Here is a 19111-nt window from a genome sequence, read left to right as displayed (position 1 = left end):
GCGGCGCACGCCCCCAGCACCGGGGGGTAAATCGATAGGGCAGGTGCCAAACCTGCCCGTCACATCAGAGGTTCTCGACCGACTTGAGCATCTCCGGAACGAACGAGGTGCGGGGCCTGATCAGCGTCGTCCGGACAGGGCCGGGCCGCACGCGGATGGTGGCGTCGTTGGGGCCGAACCCGCCGGCGTTCAGCGGATCGTCCGAGAACTCGTACCCGTACCCCTCGTCCTTCTTCCCACCGCCAGGAGCCGCTCCCTGCGCGAACGCCGATGAGGCGACCACGCTCGTAAGAACGGCAGCCACGACTCCCGCACCCAATCGGGTCAACCCTCTCATTCCAGCCTCCTCACAATGTTCCGACGCGGTTACAGTGCCATTGTACCGCCTTACGCGGCGGCCGGTCAACCAGCTTCGCATGCTATCGAGGCGTCGGAGAGCACGACCCACACACGCCTCGACAACCGATTCCACCCAAGGTTCCCAGAGAGCTGCGACGACGACGAAAAAAGCGAGCCCCCTTCTCCTTGATGCAGCTTCGTGCAGTGAGAGAAGAGGGCTCCAGGTGCCGTTGTCTGTCGCACCGCCACGCGGTCCGACCCGCCCGTCGAGCTCGCCCGGAATACTACCGTATCCCTCGCTCACCCTCCTTACGACCCGGACCGATCGAGACGTCCGCTGTGGCGGAGCGCATCTTCGTGCGCGACGGGCTCATCCGCAGAGTGAAGCTCGCTGCGGCGTACTTTTCATACGCCTCGCTCCCCTGCCCAGCGGCTGAGCCCGTGTCACACGAACCTGCACCCTGCCATCGACAGCGCGCAGGACGAGGCTCCGCTACTGGGCAGGAGCCGGGGCCGGGGTCGTCGCTTCGCCCCCTTCACCCCCTTCGCCCTCGCTCCCGGCAGCTGCCTCCTGCTCGGCTTCCTTCGTCTTCATGTCGGCCTCGGCCGCCTTCCGCTCGGCCTCGGTCTGCTTGTTGAAGGCGATGATCTGGTCGATCTCGCTCATACGCTCCTTCGACCGCTTCACCGCGTCGGCGAACTCGGCGCTTACGCCCGCCTTCTGGATGAACTGACCGAATAGCCCCTTCGCCGACATGAGGGCGCCCTCGGCCCCCTTGCCGCCCGACTTCGCCTTGTACTCCTGGGTCAGGATCGCCTCGTTGTAGTAGGTCTCGGCGCGCTCGGGGGCGACCTTCTTGGCGGCTTCGAGCTCAGCGCTGGCGGCGGCCACCATGCTGTCGAAGTTCGCGTCATCGATCTGACCGCGCAGGGCGAGCGCGAGGCCCAGATGAGCGTCGTAGTCGTTCGGACGCATCTTCAGGGCCGCGCGGTACGCCTCGTCCGCCTGCTGGAACCCGCGGAACTGGAGGTTCACCGCCGCGTAGTTCATCTGCGCCTCGTAGAAGGTCGGATCGAGCCTCCTCGCGAGGTTGAACTCCTGCACGGCGCCGTTCAGGTTCGCGAGCTCGACCTGGATCATCCCCGCGGTGTTGTGGATCGGCGCGTAGTTGGGGTTCTTGCGGATGGCCTGGGAGCAGACCAGCGCCGCGAGCTCCAGCGCCTGGGTGTCGACCTTCTTCTGCTTGCTGACGTTGGTCGCGACCGCCTTGCCCGTCTTCCTGCCCGCCTTCTGCTTCGCCGTCTCCAGGTAGTAGATCGCGAGCTGGTTGAACGCGGGCATGAAGGCATCATCGACGGCCAGCGCGCTCTGGATGTACCGCTTCGCGCGCTGGAAGTCGTTGGGGCCATCGTTGTCCGCGACCTGGTTGCCGCGCTTCATGTACAGGAGCGCGAGGTGCACGAGCGCCTCGACGTTCTTGTACTGAGCATCCACGACGGCGGCCTGGCGCATCTCGCTGATCGCCGCGTCGAGGTTCCTCTCGCCCGACTCCGCCAGGTTGTAGAGCGCCACCTGGACCCGCGCGGGGTGGAACTTCGGGTTCTTCTGAAGCGCTTGCGTGAAGTACTTCTTCGCCTCCGAGTCCTTCTTGCAACGCTGGTACGCGAGACCCGCGTTGTAGATGGCCTCGGCGAACGTCGTGTCCCCTTGCTCGTCCGCCGCGTCCAGGAACAGCTGGGCCGTCGAGCTGCAAGTCCCCTCGGACCAGTCCCCAGCCTTGTCGTGCTGGACCATGGTGTCCATGGCGGTCTTGAACTTGTTGGCCGCCTCGACCGACACGGCCTGACCCTTGCTGTCCGTGATCGCCTTGCCCGTCGTCGGGTCCTTCGCCCCGTGAGCCGTACCGCCGGTGCTGCCGCCGCCACAACCCGTCGCGGCCAGAAGGAGCACCGCAACCGCTGCCAATGAGGTGATGCTTCTCATGTTTCGCTCCATCACTTCCTGGGTCGGGTCGTGGCCCGATCGAGCGCCGAGCCTTCCTTGGACGCGCCAGCCGCCGCCGGCGCCGCCTTCTTGTCCTCGCCCGCCTTCTTGTCCTCGCCCGCCTTCTTGTCCTCGCCCTCTTCCTTGTCCTTGCTCGCAGCCGGCTTGTCGGTTGCGGTCAGCGCTTCTCGGAAGGCGGTCCCGTCGAGGTTCAGCGGCGCAGGGCGTTCGCTCATGCCGGAGTTGACCCGCGACGGGGAGCCACGGAATTCGTCGATGAGGTGGTACTCGGCGCCGTAGTTCTTCGACAGCCACACCTCGCAGGTACGCGAGTAGTCGTCGAAGTACTGGTACTTCACGGACAGGTCGAGGCAGGTCTTGAACGCGCCCTTCGCCATCTGCTTCTGCGGCTCGCTCGCCTCGTCGAGGCGCGAGTAGTACTCACCCCGGATCTCGTCGTACGAGACGTCGGTGCCCGGGACCATGCCGTGCCCCTTCCATTCCTTCGGGATGGGCGCGGCCCGGAACTCGGCGACGAACTTGCCCCACATCTGACCGACGCGCGCGCCGGCCGCGATGACCCACTTCGGCGGAGGCGTCGGCTCCAGCTTGAGGATCTTCTGGTACTCGACGTCGGCCGCCTCGATCGCCGGGCGCTTCTTCTTCACCCAGTCGGCGACCTTGGTGTTGATGTGCTTGAGGACGTCCTCGCGGTTCCCGGAGCCCTTGTACTCGGGGAACTTGATCTTATCGACGTCCTTCCGCTTCTGCTCGGCGAAGTGGAAGTAGGCCTCGCCGACCGCGGTCAGCACCTTGCCGAGCCGGCGCAGCTTCTCCGGCTCCTCGCCGCCGATCGCGTCGAGCTTCTTGAGCGCGGCCGCAGGGTCCTTCCAGTAGCCGCGGACCTTGTTGTACTCGCCGTTCGCCGGGGTCACGCTCTTCGTCTGCAGCAGGACGCGCGCGTACATCGCGTGCGCCTGCACCTGGACGTCGAACGTCGCGTTGCGATCGATCTGCGGCATCGCCGTCGACAGCCGCCGGCGCGCCTGATCCCAGTCCTCGCGGTCGATGTAGTGCGCGCCGATCGCGAACGCGATCTGCGCGGTCTGCGCCGGCTTCGCCTTGCCGTAGTTCTTGTTGAAGAGGTCGGCGTCCTTGATCGCCTGGTCCTCCTGACCGAGGCCGAGCCGCAGCACGACCGCGTCCTGGAGCGCCTCCGCGGCCTTCTCCCCCTTCGGGTTCTCGCGGGCGTAGCGCTCGTACCAGTTCGCCGCCTCGTCATAGACGGCGATCGCCTGGTAGTTGCCGCCGATCTCGTAGATCGACGTCTTCGCCAGCTCGGTGTTGTGGAGGTTGTACCGCGGGTCGAGCAGGATCTTGCGGGCCGAGATCGACTTGGCGATGAGGCGGGCGGCCTGGAACGCCTTCGCGGCGTTGTAGAGGACCTCCTCGCTCTTCTCGCACGCGGGCTGCTTCGCCTCGCAAGCGGCCTCGCCGTACTTCTTCCACATGTCCATGTAAGCGACGGCGGCCTTCTCATAGTTCTTGAGGGCCTCGACGCCACCGGCCGCGTCAGCAGCCTCGACGAGCTTCTGCGCGCGCAGGCGCTCGATGTCGCGCTGGATGCGGATCAGGATGCCGCACTGCTCGGCGTTCTCCTTCTCCTTGCCGCCCTTGCAGTAGAGATCGATGAACTTGGGCACGTCCGCGGCCATGTCGTCGTAACAAGACGGACGCGGCGGATCCATGTTCGCGCCGAGGACGTTGAGCGACTCGAGGTAGAGCTGAGACGCGTAGATGCCGACCTCCTTGTCGGCATGGTTCAGCGCCACGTCGCGGAACGCGAGCGCGGCCTCCTCCCAGTGCTGCGCCTCGAAGTACGTGCGGCCGCGCGCGTACTTCACCTCGACGTACTGCTCCTGGGCTTCCTTGTCGTTCGCCGCGGGCTTGATGTAGCAGACGTACCGGTTGAAGGCGGTGATCATGCCCTTCTGGCTGTCACTGAAGTCCTTCGGCTGGAACTTCGCCTTCTCCGCCTTCTTGTCGCCCTTCTTGCCCGTCCCCCCGTCGGGGAGGTTGCCGGAGCCCTTCTTGTCGGAGCCGTCCTTGTGGGTCTCGGTGTAGATGTTCTGGTAGCAGAGCACCGAGGCGTACGCGGCCTCAGCCGCCTGCGGGCCGTTCGGGTCCTCGGCCACGACCGAGTCGAACGCGGGACCGCACTTGGCCCAGTCCTTCTGGAAGTACAGAAGGTCGGCCATCGCGTACTTGATCTTGAAGATGTTCGGCCAGTCCTCCTTCAGGATGCGGGGGAACTCGAACTTGGCGAACTGCTCCTGCTTGAAGTTGTTGACGACCTTGTCGTAGAGCTGCGCGGCGAGCTGCATCGTCTTCTTGTCGCCGGTGCCGCGCACGCCGCCCGAGCCCACCGCCTCGAGGTGCCAGGCCATCGCCGTCTCGGTCAGCAGACCGGCGGTGATGTTCGAGCACTTCAGCTTGGCGTCCGCCGGGTGCCCCTCGCCCTGGAACTTGTTGTGGACGTCGAGCTGGCGCCCGAGCTCGCCGATGATCTGGTCCTTGTTGCCAGACTTCATGGCGAGCGTCGCCTCCGCGATGTGCCCCTGGTAGACGCAGTACCTCGGGCCCCGATCGCGGGTCATCAGGTCGGTGTAGAGCTCGATGCCCTCCTTGTAGTGACCGGTGTCGAGGTAGTTCTGCCCGAGGTCGTCCATCATCTTGAACGTCTTCTCGGAGCTGCCGCCCGCGTCGCCGCTGAGCGGACGGAGGAAGTCGTGCGACTTGCGCGGGTCGCCCGCGAGCGCGTAGACGGGGATGATGTCGCGCCGCGCAGAGACGGCGAGCTGCGCAGCGTTCGGCATCTGCTGGAACTGCTGCCCGTACTCGATCGTCTTCTTGAACTCGCTGATGGCGCGGGCGAAGTCGCCCTTGTTCCAGTAGACGTACCCGAGCTTGTAGTGGGCGTAGCCCCAGACCTTGTTCTCGGGCGGCGGGTACTGGGTGACCTTGACGTACGACTGCTCCGCCAGGTCCCACTTGGACGGGTCGCCCTGCGCCTCGTTGAAGAAGAGCTCGCCGAAGGCGAGGTACGCGTTCGGGATGTACTTCGAGTTCGGCCAGTTCTTGATGAGCTCGAAGTAGACCTTGCGAGCGTCCTCGAGCTGCTGGGCCTGCTCGTACTCATAGGCGAGGTAGTAGAGGACCTCGTCCGTGCAGCCCGTGCTCTTCGCGGGGTCGGCCGCGTTGGTGCTCTGGCAGTACTTCGGATACTGCGTCTTCAGGTCCGTGTAGTACTTGATCGCCTGCTTTCGCGCGAGGGCTAGGATCTTGTCGGCCTTGGCGATCTCGGTCCGGATCCCGGCGACCGCCTTCGGGTTCTTCCGCTTGGCCTCGTCCGCCTTGATCTGCCCCTCGGTCTTGTCGCGGAACGCCGCCGACTCGAGCTCGACGTAGCCCTCGGCGAGGCGCCGCATCAGCTTCGGCCGGTCCGGCGCGTTCTTGGGCGTCGAGGAGTACAGGCCCTCGAGCCCCTGGATCTCCGTCACGAGCAGGCTCCTCACCTTCGGGGCGAGGCGATTGCGCCGCTCGTCGCGCTGCGCCGAGGCCTGTGAAGCGGTCGGATTGGCCGGCTTCGTCAAGTCCTCGCGCTTCTTCAGCTGGATCCCCTGCGGGGCTGACTTGAAGCTAACCTGCGGCTTCTTGCCCGCCGACACCTGGAGCTTGCCGCCCGGACAGGCGGCGATCGCATCCTTCGCCGGCTGCGTGATGCACGCGTCGGCCGCCGACGCGGGGCTCGTTGTGACCGCGCACGCCGCCACGGCCAACGTACCCGCCGCCGCGCGGAGCGCATGCAGTACACCGAACTTCGACTGCTTCATCTCCATCTCCGTCCCTCCGCCACGGACCCCCGTGAGGAAGCGCTGCCTGCCCCGCGACCTATGGCCGCGGGGCCAACCATGATGAAATCGCTCACTTGCTGCACTTCGACGTCACGACCTGCCGGTAGAAGCCGAGCTCGTCGCGCCAGTACTCGCCGTCGAACGGCCAGAGCACGTGCTCGTCGTCGGGCTTGACGACGCCGTACGTGAGCGCGTCCTCCTTCGACAGCTGGCCGCTGACGACCTGCTGATCGAGCTTGTTCCTCTCGGCCGCGGTGATGTCGATGAGGATCTTCGACGAGTCGCGGAGGTGCTCGTTGAGCTCGTCGAGGTTGCGCTGGTAGCGCTCCCGGCCGAGCGTGCCGGCGTTCCGGATCGCGAGGCTCCTCGCGAACTCGAGCGCGTCGGTCACGTCGCTGCCGACCGGAGAGTTGCGGAAGTTGGCGGGCGCCTTCTTGAACCGGTCCGCCTCCTCATCGAGGATGCGCACGTACTCCATGTTGCGGCGGAGCTGGCGGTCGGAGAGCGCGTTCTCGACGATCGGCCGGACCCTCGGCGGGATGTCGCCCTTGCCGGCGCCCACGTCCTTCAGGAACTGGAAGAAGCGCTCCTCGTTCCCCTCCCCCTGGTACCGCGCCAGGATCGACTCGAGGTCCTTCTTGATCGGCTCGTACTTCTTCTTCATCTTCGCGACGATCGTGGTCGCGTCGCCGTACTGGCAGATCGTGAACGAGACGACGGCCTTCAGGATGTCGGCCTCGGGATAGAACGAGTTCGGGAAGTAGGGCGACTCGATCGTGTGGATGTTGCCGAGCGCCTGCGGGTACAGCCCGGCCATGAAGTACGCCCAGGACTGCTCGAAGAGGCTGTCCAGCCAGTACTCGCTCGCGACGTCGACGCGGTTCCAGTACTTGACGGCGGCCGAGAGCTTCGCGGCGTCGATCGTCGGAACGTTGTTGTCGTCGAGGCGGACGGAGGCCGAGTAGTAGGTGCGCGCCATCGAGAGGAACGCGAGGTCGCGCATGCGCGCCTCGTCCTCGAGGCCCTCGACGCCCTCGTCGATCGCCTGGACGATGCGCTGGAACGACTTGACAGCCGGCACCGACTTGCGCAGCTGCACGTACGAGATGCCGCTGAAGAACTGGGCCTGGACGTAGTACTTGCTGTTCGGGTCGACCTTGGCGAAGAGGCTGATGGCCTCCTCGTAGTTCCGGTTCCGGTACTTGTAGCGGCCGAGCAGGTAGTTGAGCTGCCAGTAGAGGTCGCGCTGCTGGGGGTTGTTGAACCGCGCGACCTGCTCGGTCTTGTACTTGCCGACGCGCTCGATGATGTCCGCCGGCTCCGGGAGCTGCGTCGCGAGCTTGGACAGCCAGAGCAGCGTCTCGTTGAACTTGAGGTGGTTCGGCTTGTCGGCGATCTGCGAGAAGATCGCGTAGCTCGCCTGGTAGAACTGCATGCGGTAGAGCGCGATCGCGAGGTGGTACTGGGCGATCTGCTTGTTGCCATCGTCATCGCCGGTGTCGCCGTCGACGACGCGCTTCAGCTGCCGCGCGGCGTCGCTCCACCGCTCGCTGTCGAAGAGCCGCTTGCCCTGCGCCGCCTCCTCCGTCATCTGGCCCGCGGTCACGGGGCCCGCATCCTCGTCGGCGCTGACCTCTTTGCTGGGCTTCTTGTCGCCCTTGGCGTCCGCCTTTTCAGCCGCGACGGGCTTACCTTTGCCGGGCTGCGCATGCCCCACGGCGGGGGATAGCAACAGGGCAGAAGCTACAAGGCAGATACTCGCCACCCGGTTCCGCATCGTCGTTCCTCGCTTTCGGCGACGTAAAGATCGTGGCCCCTTCGCCCCGTTCGCGGCTCCACACACGGAGAACGCGCGCCGTAGACCCCCGAGGCAGCTCGGTCAGGAACCAAAAAGTTCAATGAGAATCAACGGATACTTGCGTGTGGCGGGGGATGGTAGGATTGTGGCGCGCAGCTTGTCAAGCGATGCCGGGCGAGGCGCCCCCTCTTGCATTCCCGTCCTGAGACACCGGGCGCCGGGTCGACCTTGGGGTTGCGCACTGCGTAGGAGTCGACGGTGGAATTATCGAACGGAGGCGCGCTCGCTTCCTTAAACGCGATCGTCGCGCCGCCGCATCACCGCCGCCGCCCAGGCGGCGGCCAGGCCGTCCGCCGCCAAGGGACGAGCGCGCGCAGGGTCGAACGCCTCGCACCGGCGGCGCCCGCCACCCCGGCGACGTGGACGGGCGCGCCCCATCCGGCTGTTGACGCTCAAGGCGCGCTTCGTCTAGGGTCCAACCGCTGACGTTGTGCCTTTGAGCACCTCGACTTGAGCGTTTTCTTGCCTCCCGTCCGCGCGCCGCTGCCGAAGCGGTGGCGCGCACCGCCGCCGAAGGAGCACGTTCTGATGACCCGTTCCATTCTGTCCGGCCTGCTCGGCCTGCTCAGCGTCGTCGCTATGGCGAGCCTGCCCTCCGCGTGCGAGAGCGGCGGCGTCGGCGACCCGTGTCTGCCTGAAGACGAGTACGATTCGCAGTTCGCTGGCTTCAAGGTGACGGAAGAGAACATCGAATCGCGATCCTTCCAGTGCCAGACGCGGATCTGCCTGGTGAACCACTTCCAGGGGCGCGTGAGCTGCCCGCTCGGCCAGGAGGCGCCCGCGACGTGTATCCCCGGGCAGGGCGGGTGCACAACCTGCGAGGAGTCGGGGACCTACGCGCCCGACTGCGAACCGTCGAGGCCGGACGGCGGCGCGAGCCAGTGCCTCAGCGGCATGTGCGACGCAGCGGGCGCCTTCTGTCGCTGCGGAGCCGATGCGGACTGCCCCGGCAACGGCTGGAAGTGCGAGGAGGGCGTCTGCAAGCTCTACCTCTGCCGCGACGGCTTCACCGGCTGCCAGGACCCGACCAAGTCGGCGGCTGAGAACGAGGGCAAAGCCTGCTGCGTGCCGGGGACCGACGACCAGGTCGCGTCGCCCGTGTGCGGCCAGTGCGCCGCCAACTCGAACCGGAACGCGCAGCAGGCGGTGTACTGCTCGTGCCGGTGCGGCGTGGCCGACGGCGAGCCGGACGATCCGAACTTCAACTTCTGCGAGTGCCCGCAGGGCTTCACCTGCTCGGAGATCCGGCCGAACGTCGGCCTCGGGGACCCGAACATCACCGGCAAGTACTGCATCAAGCAGAACACGGGGTTCGAGAACGAGGGGGCCTGCGGCGACGTGCAGGGCCGCGCCAACTCGGACCAGTGCGAAGGCTTCTAGGCGTCGGGTGACCGGCCGTCGCGGTTCGCGAAGCCCTCGCCCGACGACGGCCGATCTGGCCGGCACCTCCCTCTCCCTCCCTCCCAGCGACGATTCGGGCTCACACGACGGCCGTCCGCCCGGGCGCACCGCCACGCGCAGCGCGCCGGCGGCTTCGGCGACGAGCCGGACCGCGATCGGGCGTGCTGGCGCTCCGGCGGCCGACGCGCGGCGAGCGCTCGGCGCGCGCGCGGAGGACGCGGTGGTCGCTCACCTCGCCGCGCAAGGCGTGGAGATCGTCGCGCGCAACGCGCGGGTCGGGCGGCTGGAGATCGACGTGGTCGCACGCGACGGCCCCGTCATCGTGATCATCGAGGTGCGGACGCGCGGCGCCGGCTCCTACGTCCGCGCCCTCGACAGCATCGACGCGAGCAAGCGCGCCCGCGTGCGGCGAGCGGGCGAGCGGCTCTGGCGCGCCACGTTCTCGCGCGTGCGCGGCGTGGAGCGGATGCGCTTCGACGCCGCGTCCGTGACGTTCCTCCCGAGCGGAGAAGCGACGGTCGAGATCGTCAAGGCCGCATTTTAGCGCGGCCTGAACTCCTCTTATTTTTGGCTTGATTTCGGGCTGGATTCGGACAGCGCGTACGTCGATCGACCGCGCGCGGGCGCGATCACGCGTCGAGCTGCTCCTGCATCTCGCTGCGGAGTCGCTTCAGCTGGGAGAGCCCCTCGGGATCGATCTCCATCGTCCCCTTCTGGGCGTGCGCCCCCGCCTCGAGCTTCTCGAGGATCGCATCCATCTTGGCGATCTTGCCCTGCTGGCGCGCCCTCAGGTCCTCCACCATCTTCTCGAACGCCTCGAAGAAGTGCTGGAGCTCGTCGCCCTTCCGGAGCTTCTCGCGCACGATCAGCTTGCCCTCGCCGACCTGACGGAGCAGCCGCTTCATCTTGAAGATCGGCCCGGCGATCTTGTGCGTGAAGACGATGCCCGCGACGCCGACGCCGAGGACGAGCAACGACAGGAGCGCGACGATGAGGCGGAGCAGCATCTGCTGGTTGTTCGCGACGTCGGCGGCCTGCCGCCCGAGCGCCTCCGCCCGCTGCTGCAGCATGGCCGCGTCGCGCTCGAGCCGCGACTGCTCGTCCTTGAGCTTGCTCTCGTCGAGCTGCGCCGCCTCGCCGAACGTCTTCGCGAGCTCGGGATCGTCCTTGTACTCCTTCGCGATGTTCATCGCGACGACCTCGCTGACCCGACGGCTCTGGACGAGCACCTCCTGGCCGCGCTTGACGGTCTCCTGACCCTGACGGACGGTCTCCTGCCCCTGCTGCACGGCGCTGCGGCTCTGCTCGATGATCTTCGAGCTCGCGTTCCAGAGGAGGATCCCGAGCGCCACGGAGAGCGCAAGGCTGATCCCCACGAGGAACCCCGTGTATTTCAGCTGAAAGTTCTGGTCGAGCAGGTAGTTCCGCGCGCTCCGCTGGTAGCGCGCTCTGACCTCCGGCGCGGAGGTCTGCGGGGCCGTGCTGGAAGCGTCGCTCATGGGATCCTCGAAGCTGGCTGGAGATGACAAGGGTCGTGAGGCACTGGGAAAGCCAATATCGAGCAGCGAAGGTGCGTCACAGCGAGGCGACGACCTTGTGGAAGGTCTCGACCGCGTTCTCGACGCACATCTTCATCAGGATGTTCTCGCTCTGGACGTCTTTCTTCGGGGTGCCGCTCTGCGTGAGCTTCGGCGCGAACTCACCCTGGAGCGACTTGGACGGATAGGTCCACATGCTGACGCGGACCACCTGGGTGAGGTTGCCGCCCTGGTACACGGCGGGCTCGACCGTGGCGAGGAGATAGAAGCCTTTCAGCTTCTTGCCGTTCAGAATCTTCTTGCCTTGCGCCACCGTCTCGCCCTTGGGGGCGACCGCGTAGCCGGCCTTCGCGAGGATCTTCGACTGTATCGCGGCGCGCACGAGCGGCTCGATCTCGGACTCGGGGCGGCCGCTCTTGTTCGTGATCTCGATGGCCACGTAGTACTTCGTGTCCGCGCCCGGAGGCGGCGGCGCCGCCGAGCCGCTCCCGCCGCCAGCGGACAGCGCCGCGATCGACTTCTGCATCTGCGACTTGACGGCCGGCGTCTGCTCGCGGCCCTCGGCGCGCTCCAGGCACGCGAGCCCCGCGGGCTTGCCGAGCTTGCCGAGCGCCGCTGCCGCCGCGACCTTGACGGACGCGTTGCCGTCCGTGAGCGCGTCGCAGAGCGGCCTCGTGGCGGCGTCGTCTCCCGACGCGCCGAGCGCGAGCGCCGCCTGCGTGCGGACGCGATAGTCCTCGTTGGTCCTGAGCTGGTCGGCGAGGTAGCTCGTGCGCTGATCCGCGTAGAGCCTCGTGGGTATCAGCGAGAGTACAAGCGTCACAACCAGCAACACGAGCACTGAAAAGGGCCGACGCATTCCACGTCCGACGATACACGAGCGCATCGCCGCCGTGGCGATCGGATCAGCGGGTCTACGCCCGAAAATTGGTGCGCACACGCTCGCACTTTTGCCTTGCATTCGCTCGCTCCTCGCTGCGACCAGACTGGACGGTTTGACGCGGCCTGCCCGCGGCGCTTCAACGCGTGAACCATGTTGGGCTCACGGCGAACACGGCTTCACCATCCGCTTATCTACCCACCGCTGCCGCCATCGACCCGACGCGCTGCCGCGAGCTCGCGTGCACGTCCGCTCACGTCCGCTTACGTCCGCACTCGCCGCTTGCTCGCTCGCTCGCGACACGCACACCACGTACACCACGCGCGCCGGGCGAGCGCGAGCTCGGCACGGCTTCGGATCGGCTTCCCCTTGCCCGTGCCGCGCCGGCGTGACCGATAATGCGCGACCATGACGAGGAGCTCGCCGGAGGCCTTCGGGAGATGCGCGGACTGAGACGATGCCTGCCGTGGGCGCTCCTCGCGGCCACGGCGCTCGCGGCGGCGCCCGCCGCGCACGCGCAGACGCATGGCGCGCCGCTCCGCATCCATGTGCGCGGAAGCGCGCAGATCGAGGCGGTCGCATGGACCGAGCCCGACGGGTTCGTCGTGCGCGGAAGCGTGGTCGACGACGCGCGGAGCGCGATCGCGGAGGCGCCGCTCTCCATCGATGCCCTCACGAGCGCCGGCGCCCCCGCGGTCCTGCCGGCGGTCGACGGGTGCGCGGCCGACGGCGCGACGCGCGCACGCGAGCCCCGCCCCTCGCAAGGCGGCTACGTGATAGCGACAGACGAGCGCGGCGGGTTCTGCCTCCGCGGGCGCGCGCCGCTCGCGTACGCGACGCTGCGCATCCGGTTCGCAGGGGGAAAGCTCTACGACGCGGTCGAGGCGAAGATCCCGCTCGAGGCGCACGCGGCCCCGCTCGCGCCGGTGATCCTCCGGTTCGATCCGCCGGTCGACGCGGTCGATCTCGATCGCCCGACGGTGAACGTCACCGTGGCGCTCCGGCTCGATCGCAGCGGCGCGCGCGGCGTCGGGAGCGGCGCGCCGTTCGAGCGCGAGCGCCTCCCGGTCGTGCTCGAGGACGAGCGCGGCGCGCGGCTCGCGGAGGCTCCGACCGGCGGCGACGGCCGCGCGCGCTTCGAGCTCCCGACCGAGCGCCTCGACGGCGCCGGCCAGGGCGTGCTGCGCGCGCGCTTCGATGGAACCGCCACGCTGGCGAAGGCGAGCGTCAGCCAGAGCGTCGTCCGGTACGCGCAAGTCACGCTCGATCTGTCGCATCCTGTCGAGCCGGCGCGCGCGGAGGACGGCGTCCCGATCGACGTCGAGGTGCGCTCGTCCCGTGGCCCGGTCGAGGGCGGCGTCGTCGAGGCGCTGCGCGCGGGCGAGCCCGTCGGGGCGGCCACCGTGACCGGCGGCAAGGCGCGGGTGATCGCCGCGTTCACCGCCGAGCGAGCGGGGACGGTCCCGATCTCGCTCCGCTACGTGCCCGCCTCGCCTTGGTGGATCCCCGGCGCGGAGCTCGCGATCGACGTGCCCGTCGCGGGCCCCGGGGCGTGGCGGCAGATCGCGCTCGGCGCCGCCGTCCTCGCCATCGCGGGCTGGGTGCTCGGCGGCTGGCGGCGGGCGCCGAAGCGCGCCGCAACGACGCGCGCGGGCGACGAGCGGCCCGTCGCGCCGCCCGGCCGCGCCGGCGTGCGCGTCATGGGACCGCTCGAGGGCGCGACCGGCTGGCGTGGCGCCGTCGCCGACGCGCATGACGGAACGCCCATCGCGCGCGCCGAGCTCGTGATCGTCGTCCCCGCCTTCGACGGCAGCGGCGTCATCGCCCGCGCGCTGACGGACGACGTCGGCGAGTTCTCGATCGAGGCGCCGTACCGGAGCGACGCGAGGCTCGTGGTCCGCGCGCCAATGCACAGCAGCCATGAGCAGGCGCTCCCGTCGCCGAGCAAGCTGGGCATCGCGCTGGTCACGCGGCGCCGCGCCGTCCTCGATCGCCTCGTCCGCTGGGCGCGGCGCCAGGGAGCGCCCTTCGAGGGGCCGCCGGAGCCGACGCCCGGGCACGTGCGCCGGGTGGCGAGCAGGGTTCAGCAGCGCGAGGTCGAGCTCTGGGCGAGCCGGATCGAGCACGCCGCCTTCGGTCCCGATCCCGTGGACGAGCGGATCGAGCAGGACCTCGGGGCGTCGGAGCCCAAGCCGGGCGCCGCGCCGCTGGCCCCGTGAGCCAGGCGCACGGGGCCCGCGGAGCGCCGGCCCCGTCGCCGCGCCGATCTGCCGTTTCGCTGGTCGGATCGCGCCCCCGCGCGACCGCACGTTGACGTATGGGGTGCGTCCCATATAGTCGGCTCCCTCGCCGGAGAACGCCAACGTGGAAATCGCCCTAATTATCGTCGGCCTCGTCGTGGTGGCGGCGATCGTCTACTTCGTCACGAAGAAGGCGCCGCCACCGGAGATCGCAGCGCCCCCCGAACCGAAGAAGCTCCAGGAGAAGGCGAAGCAGCCCTCCGAGAAGCCGGCGGACAAGCCGACCGAGAAGCCGCGTGCCCCGAAGAAGCCTCAGGCGGAGGAAGCTCCTCCGGCGAAGGCGAAGGAGCCCGCGCCGCAGGAGGAGCCGCCCGCGGCGCCCGCCCCTGTCGAGGCGCCCGTCGCGCCGCCGCCCGCCATCGAGCCGGCGACGACCGCGGTCGCGGAGGCGCCCATCGCGCCCGCGATCGAGGCGCCGGCCGTCAAGCCGGCCGCCAGGCCAGCGCGGGAGACCGCGCCTCCGGCCGCGCGCAAGCGAGACATCGAGGGGCTCCGCAAAGGCCTCACGAAGGTGCGGGAGAGCGAGGGGTTCTTCGGCCGGCTGAAGGCGCTGTTCGCCGGCAAGAAGGAGATCGATCCCAACGTCGTCGAGCAGATCGAAGAGGTGCTGCTCACCTCGGACGTCGGCGTGAAGACGACAGAGCTCCTCCTCGACGAGATCCGGTCGGCGCTCAGCAGGAACGAGCTCGCCGACACCGACAAGGTCTGGGACGCGCTGCGCGAGCACGCGAAGCGGATCCTGCGCGTCGGCGCCGGCGGCGGGCTGCCGCTGAAGGCGCAGCCCACCGTGGTGATGGTGGTCGGCGTGAACGGCGTGGGAAAGACGACCACGATCGGCAAGCTCGCGACGCAGCTCAAGGCCGAGGGCCGGACGGTGGTGCTCGCTGCGGGCGACACGTTCCGGGCGGCGGCGGTGCAGCAGCTCAACGTCTGGGGCAAGCGCGTCGGCTGCGAGGTCGTGCGCGGCAAGGACGGCGCGAACCCGGGCGCGGTGATCTTCGACGCGATCCAGAAGGCGAAGGACACCGGCGCCGACGTGGTGCTCGCCGACACCGCCGGCAGGCTGCACACGAAGACGAACCTCATGGAGGAGCTGTCCCGGGTCGCGCGCACCATGAACAAGGCGCTCGAGGGCGCGCCTCACGAGACGCTGCTCGTGCTCGACGCGACGAACGGCCAGAACGCCATGCAGCAGGCCGCGCTCTTCAAGGAGGCGCTGCCCATCACCGGCATCGTGCTGACGAAGCTCGACGGCACCGCCAAGGGCGGCGTCATCCTCGGCATCTGCGCCGAGCACGGGCTGCCCGTCCGGTACGTCGGCATCGGCGAGCGCGCGGAAGACCTCCGCGAGTTCGAGCCCGACGAGTTCGTCGAGGCGATGCTCGGCCGCGCCAGCGGCTCCGAAGACGCGGCCGCCTGACGCGCGGTCCGCGGCGTGAGCGCCGGCGGCGCTCGATCTCTCCTCACCACCCAATCACGCGGCTCGAGGCCGGTCCAACCAACGGGCGATGGCTCCGATGTCTCAGCACGCCGCGCCTCTCCCGCTGAAACCGTCAGGCGTCACCATCGTCGCGCCCTCGGCGCAAGCACACCGGCGATCCGAGCCCGCGGTGATTGTGCAGCGAGTCTGCCGCTCGCCGCGTGTCCACCCGGCGGGTCCCCTCTGCGACGCCGCCGGTCGTCCGTGGCAAAAGGATTTGGTTGTTGATCCTTTTATTTTCGACGTGATATAGTCCGTCGGGCTTGGCGGTTGACCGAATTATTTAATGAATTCGAGTAGTTAGGAAGCTGTACTACCTGGGCGATCGATCGCTCGCATCGCACGGACTTTGGAAGGGATGGCGATGAACCAGGCTCGCGTGGGGCTTCTCGTTGCGGCTGCGCTGGTCGCGATGCCGCTCACGGCATCAGCTCAGCCAAAAGGGCAACCCAAGGAAATCAACCTCGACGAGCCAGAGACTCCTGCCGAGGGCACGGAGCCGGTGGAGGCGCCCGCGGCCCCTGCCGAGGGCGGCGAGACGACGGGGCTTGGGGACATCTGTGCGATCGACCCGACGGCGTGTCCTACGATCAATTTGGAGAAGGAGGCCGCGAAGGATCTCAAGAACGAGACCTACGCGGTGCAGCAGATCTACGCGCTGCGCTACCACCGCTTCGAGGTGAACCCGTACTTCGGGCTGACGATGAACGATCAGTTCGTCGGCCACAACGGGCCGGGGCTCGCGGTCAACTGGTACCTCACCAACGTCCTCGCGATCGGGGTCAACGGCAACTGGTACGGTGCCCTCAACACGCCGTCGGACTTCAACTTCCAGACGAGCAGGGCGGCGCGTGTCGGCGAGCCGATCACCGAGTATCAGTGGAACGCGAATGCGAACTTCACGTACGTCCCCGCGTACGGCAAGTTCGCCGGGTTCAGCGACTTCATCTTCCACTACGACTTCTTCGTACTGGGCGGTGTCGGCGCGATCTCGACGAGGCCCATGGCCGTCGTCGATCCCGACAACCGTACCTTCGACTGGAAGCCGAAGCTCTCGTTCCACGTCGGCGGTGGCCTCCGCATCTTCTTCAACCGCTGGTTTGCGGCGATGTTCGAGGTCAGCGACTACATCTTCTTCGACGAGCTCGAGAACCCCAGCGTCGACAAGACCAACCCTCAGGACAAGAGCACCTGGCTCGCCGAGGGGAAGAGCTTCACCAACAACGTACAGGCGCAGGTCGGGCTGTCGGTCTTCCTGCCGTTCTCCTGGGAATACCGGCTGCCGAAGTGAGGACTTTGGACGCGGGGACGCGCAGACGCTGAGCGCGAGACATAGGATGATTCAGCCAAAGACGGGGACAGGCATGATGCGTCGATTCGTCCAGAGCCTCTGCACCGTGGTGGCAGGGCTTACCGGCTGTGCACTTCTGATGACGGCTGCGCCCGCGGAGGCGCAGGAGATTCAGCTCACGGGCCCTCTGGCCGGCGCGCCGGCCGTGCGGAAGCTCCGGCTCCACCGCGACGGGCGGTTCGAGGTGGCTCCAGGCGCATCGTTCACGCTGCTGGACGAGTACCGGCGGACGATCATGCCGGGCCTGCGGCTCACCTACCACTTCACGGACTGGCTCGGCTTCGGCGCCTGGGGCGGGTACGGGTTTCAGTACAACACCGGGTTGACGGACGAGCTCCAGCGCGTCGCGATCGACGGGCGTAACTGCGACACCCAGCCGTTCACGAAGGCGTGCCAGCTGACCAGGGTCAACCTGACCAAGGGCGACCTGACGAAGGATCAGCTTGGACAGATCCAGTGGGTCGCAGCGCCACAGGTCACGGTCGTTCCCTTCCGCGGAAAGCTGGCGCTGTTCGCCGAGCTCTTCGTTGACACCGACGTGAGCTTCTTCGCGGGAGCCGCGGCGATCGGCGTGAAGGAGCGCAAGGAGTGCGGCACGACCACCCAGAACGCCTGCGCGGACACCTTCGGGCTCGAGAGCCGCATGGCCTTCGCGCCGACGTTCGGCCTCGGCTGGAACTTCTACCCGTCGGACTTCATCGGCTTCGGGGCGGAGTGGCGCGCCCTGCCGTTCGCATGGAATACTTCGGGCTTCGACAACCACGGGCTCGGAACCGACGAGGCGTTCCCTGACCGAAAGGTGGACGACAAGGACCGCGAATTCCACTTCACGAGCATGGTCACCGTGAGCCTGAGTATTCAATTCCCCACCGGCATCAAGACGACCGAGTAGACCGGCTGCGCCGCCTCGCGGTGACCGAGCCGGTCCTCCCGGGATAGCTCGGGCGGGAGGCCCCCTCTGCGGGGAGCCACTCTAGCGGGGTGCAGGTTCGCGTGATACGGGCTCAGCCGCTAGGCAAGCGCGTGGGGCGTACGAACTTACGCCGCAGCGAGCCAAACGACGCGGATGAGCCCGTAGCGCACGAAGATGCGCCCCGCTATAGATCGGGCCACGATCGCCGGGTAGCTCGGACCGGGCGGCGGGGACAGCCACCAGAGGTCAGCGTTGGGTATTTTCGATTTTCTCCGCAAAAGCAATCCCCCTGCCGGGGGCGCCCCCTCCGACAAGAAGGTGGCCGGGCCTGCGAAGGTCGTCGCGGACAAGCGCGCTCAGACGTACGACCGCCTTGACGCCATCCAGTCGCTCGCCGCGATGAAGAGCGCGGATGCGGCGGCGGCGCTCCTCAGGCGCTTCACGTTCTCGATCGACCCCTCCATCACGGATCAAGAGGAGAAGGATCTGGCCTTCCGGGGGATCGTCGATGCGGGCAAGGACGCGGTGCCGGCCGTGGTCGAGTTCTGCATCAAGGCCGAGGCGCTCACCTGGCCGCTCAAGATCCTGCGGGCGCTGCTCGACGACACCGGGTACCGGACCGAGCTCGTCCAGCTGCTCGACCGCTTCGACACGGAGTATGCGCGCAACGTCGAGCCGAAGCAGCAGCTCATCATGGCGCTGGGCGACATCAAGGGCGACGACGTGCGGGTGGCGGTCGAGCGGTTCCTCGACGACGTCAACGAGACGGTCCGTTTCCACGCCGTGCAGACCATCTTTTCCCAGGGCGATGAGGCGAGCGTGCCAGCGCTGGTGAAGATGCTCGCGACCGAGGAGTCGGTCCGGGTGAAGAACAAGGTCGCCGAGGGGCTGATGACCCGGGGCTGGACGGTGCCGGCCGAGCTGCGGAGCAGCGCGAGCCAGGCGCTCCAGGACTCGAACGGCTTCAGCGTGGGCTCGGACGGCAAGCTCCGGAAGGGCGCTGGATACAGCTGACCCGGCGCGCGTCGTGACAAGTCCGTTCGTCCTGCGATCGGGTTGACAGCATCACCGCACGTGGACGAAACTCCACGCCATGCTTGTTCAGCCCTCGGCGGTAGCTGAGAGCGAAGCCGCGCAGACCGGCCCGCACAAG

Annotated in this window: 13 protein-coding genes; 7 read left to right on the top strand and 6 right to left on the bottom strand. The window is 67.9% G+C overall.

Translation table 11 applies throughout. From position 1 onward, the window contains the following. Window positions 1-64: 64 nt before the first annotated feature. The 4 genes from WMF46_RS15820 to WMF46_RS15805 all read right to left on the bottom strand — a co-directional run bounded on the left by WMF46_RS15820 (window position 65) and on the right by WMF46_RS15805 (window position 7969). Window positions 65-304, bottom strand: coding sequence for a hypothetical protein (locus WMF46_RS15820; protein ID WP_157906686.1), 240 nt, complete (start codon window positions 302-304; stop codon window positions 65-67). A 528-nt stretch (window positions 305-832) separates the two neighbouring features. Then, complete coding sequence (locus WMF46_RS15815; RefSeq protein WP_437986368.1) at window positions 833-2323, bottom strand: tetratricopeptide repeat protein; 1491 nt, start codon at window positions 2321-2323, stop codon at window positions 833-835. Window positions 2324-2334: 11 nt separating this feature from the next. Then, the gene (locus WMF46_RS15810) at window positions 2335-6216 is read right to left on the bottom strand and encodes a tetratricopeptide repeat protein (RefSeq protein ID WP_437986367.1); all 3882 of its coding nucleotides are present in this window, start codon (window positions 6214-6216) and stop codon (window positions 2335-2337) included. A gap of 91 nt (window positions 6217-6307) precedes the next feature. Next, window positions 6308-7969, bottom strand: coding sequence for a tetratricopeptide repeat protein (locus tag WMF46_RS15805; RefSeq protein ID WP_437986366.1), 1662 nt, complete (start codon window positions 7967-7969; stop codon window positions 6308-6310). Window positions 7970-8623: 654 nt separating this feature from the next. Here WMF46_RS15805 and WMF46_RS15800 point away from each other — a divergent pair. After that, window positions 8624-9475: a hypothetical protein gene (locus tag WMF46_RS15800; protein WP_437986365.1), complete on the top strand. Its 852-nt coding sequence runs from the start codon at window positions 8624-8626 to the stop codon at window positions 9473-9475. A 241-nt stretch (window positions 9476-9716) separates the two neighbouring features. Continuing rightward, window positions 9717-10040 (top strand): YraN family protein, encoded by a 324-nt coding sequence (locus WMF46_RS15795; protein ID WP_437552772.1) that lies wholly within the window; start codon window positions 9717-9719, stop codon window positions 10038-10040. A gap of 85 nt (window positions 10041-10125) precedes the next feature. Here WMF46_RS15795 and WMF46_RS15790 read toward each other — a convergent pair whose 3' ends face one another. After that, complete coding sequence (locus tag WMF46_RS15790) at window positions 10126-10995, bottom strand: HAMP domain-containing protein (protein WP_437986364.1); 870 nt, start codon at window positions 10993-10995, stop codon at window positions 10126-10128. Window positions 10996-11071: 76 nt separating this feature from the next. After that, window positions 11072-11857, bottom strand: a complete 786-nt coding sequence (locus WMF46_RS15785) for a HEAT repeat domain-containing protein (protein WP_437986363.1) — start codon at window positions 11855-11857, stop codon at window positions 11072-11074. Between the two features lie 497 nt (window positions 11858-12354). On the opposite strand from WMF46_RS15785, the gene WMF46_RS15780 reads away from it, so the two are divergent. From WMF46_RS15780 to WMF46_RS15760, 5 genes are all read left to right on the top strand, one after another. Continuing rightward, on the top strand, window positions 12355-14133 hold the full coding sequence (locus WMF46_RS15780) for a carboxypeptidase regulatory-like domain-containing protein (RefSeq protein ID WP_437986362.1): 1779 nt from the start codon (window positions 12355-12357) through the stop codon (window positions 14131-14133). Between the two features lie 145 nt (window positions 14134-14278). Further along, window positions 14279-15634 carry a signal recognition particle-docking protein FtsY gene (ftsY, locus tag WMF46_RS15775; protein ID WP_437986361.1) on the top strand — a complete coding sequence of 452 codons (1356 nt, stop codon included), beginning with the start codon at window positions 14279-14281 and terminating at the stop codon, window positions 15632-15634. A gap of 439 nt (window positions 15635-16073) precedes the next feature. After that, window positions 16074-16985 carry an outer membrane beta-barrel domain-containing protein gene (locus tag WMF46_RS15770; protein ID WP_437986360.1) on the top strand — a complete coding sequence of 304 codons (912 nt, stop codon included), beginning with the start codon at window positions 16074-16076 and terminating at the stop codon, window positions 16983-16985. Between the two features lie 73 nt (window positions 16986-17058). Further along, window positions 17059-17937: a hypothetical protein gene (locus WMF46_RS15765; RefSeq protein WP_437986359.1), complete on the top strand. Its 879-nt coding sequence runs from the start codon at window positions 17059-17061 to the stop codon at window positions 17935-17937. A gap of 339 nt (window positions 17938-18276) precedes the next feature. Continuing rightward, a complete protein-coding gene (locus WMF46_RS15760) occupies window positions 18277-18972 on the top strand; it encodes a HEAT repeat domain-containing protein (protein ID WP_437909270.1) in 696 nt (231 codons plus the stop codon). Window positions 18973-19111 lie beyond the last annotated feature (139 nt).

This window comes from Sorangium sp. So ce117, assembly GCF_051524395.1.
Classification (GTDB): Bacteria; Myxococcota_A; Polyangia; order Polyangiales; family Polyangiaceae; genus Sorangium; species Sorangium cellulosum_B.
This window is presented reverse-complemented; position numbering and strand designations above follow the sequence as displayed.

What these genes read in the sequence shown, in the direction of transcription:
- WMF46_RS15815 (WP_437986368.1), bottom strand. Translation starts at nt 2,323, where the DNA reads ATGAGAAGCATCACCTCATTGGCAGCGGTTGCGGTGCTCCTTCTGGCC.
- WMF46_RS15810 (WP_437986367.1), bottom strand. Translation starts at nt 6,216, where the DNA reads ATGAAGCAGTCGAAGTTCGGTGTACTGCATGCGCTCCGCGCGGCGGCG.
- WMF46_RS15800 (WP_437986365.1), top strand. Translation starts at nt 8,624, where the DNA reads ATGACCCGTTCCATTCTGTCCGGCCTGCTCGGCCTGCTCAGCGTCGTC.
- WMF46_RS15790 (WP_437986364.1), bottom strand. Translation starts at nt 10,995, where the DNA reads ATGAGCGACGCTTCCAGCACGGCCCCGCAGACCTCCGCGCCGGAGGTC.
- WMF46_RS15780 (WP_437986362.1), top strand. Translation starts at nt 12,355, where the DNA reads ATGCGCGGACTGAGACGATGCCTGCCGTGGGCGCTCCTCGCGGCCACG.
- WMF46_RS15765 (WP_437986359.1), top strand. Translation starts at nt 17,059, where the DNA reads ATGATGCGTCGATTCGTCCAGAGCCTCTGCACCGTGGTGGCAGGGCTT.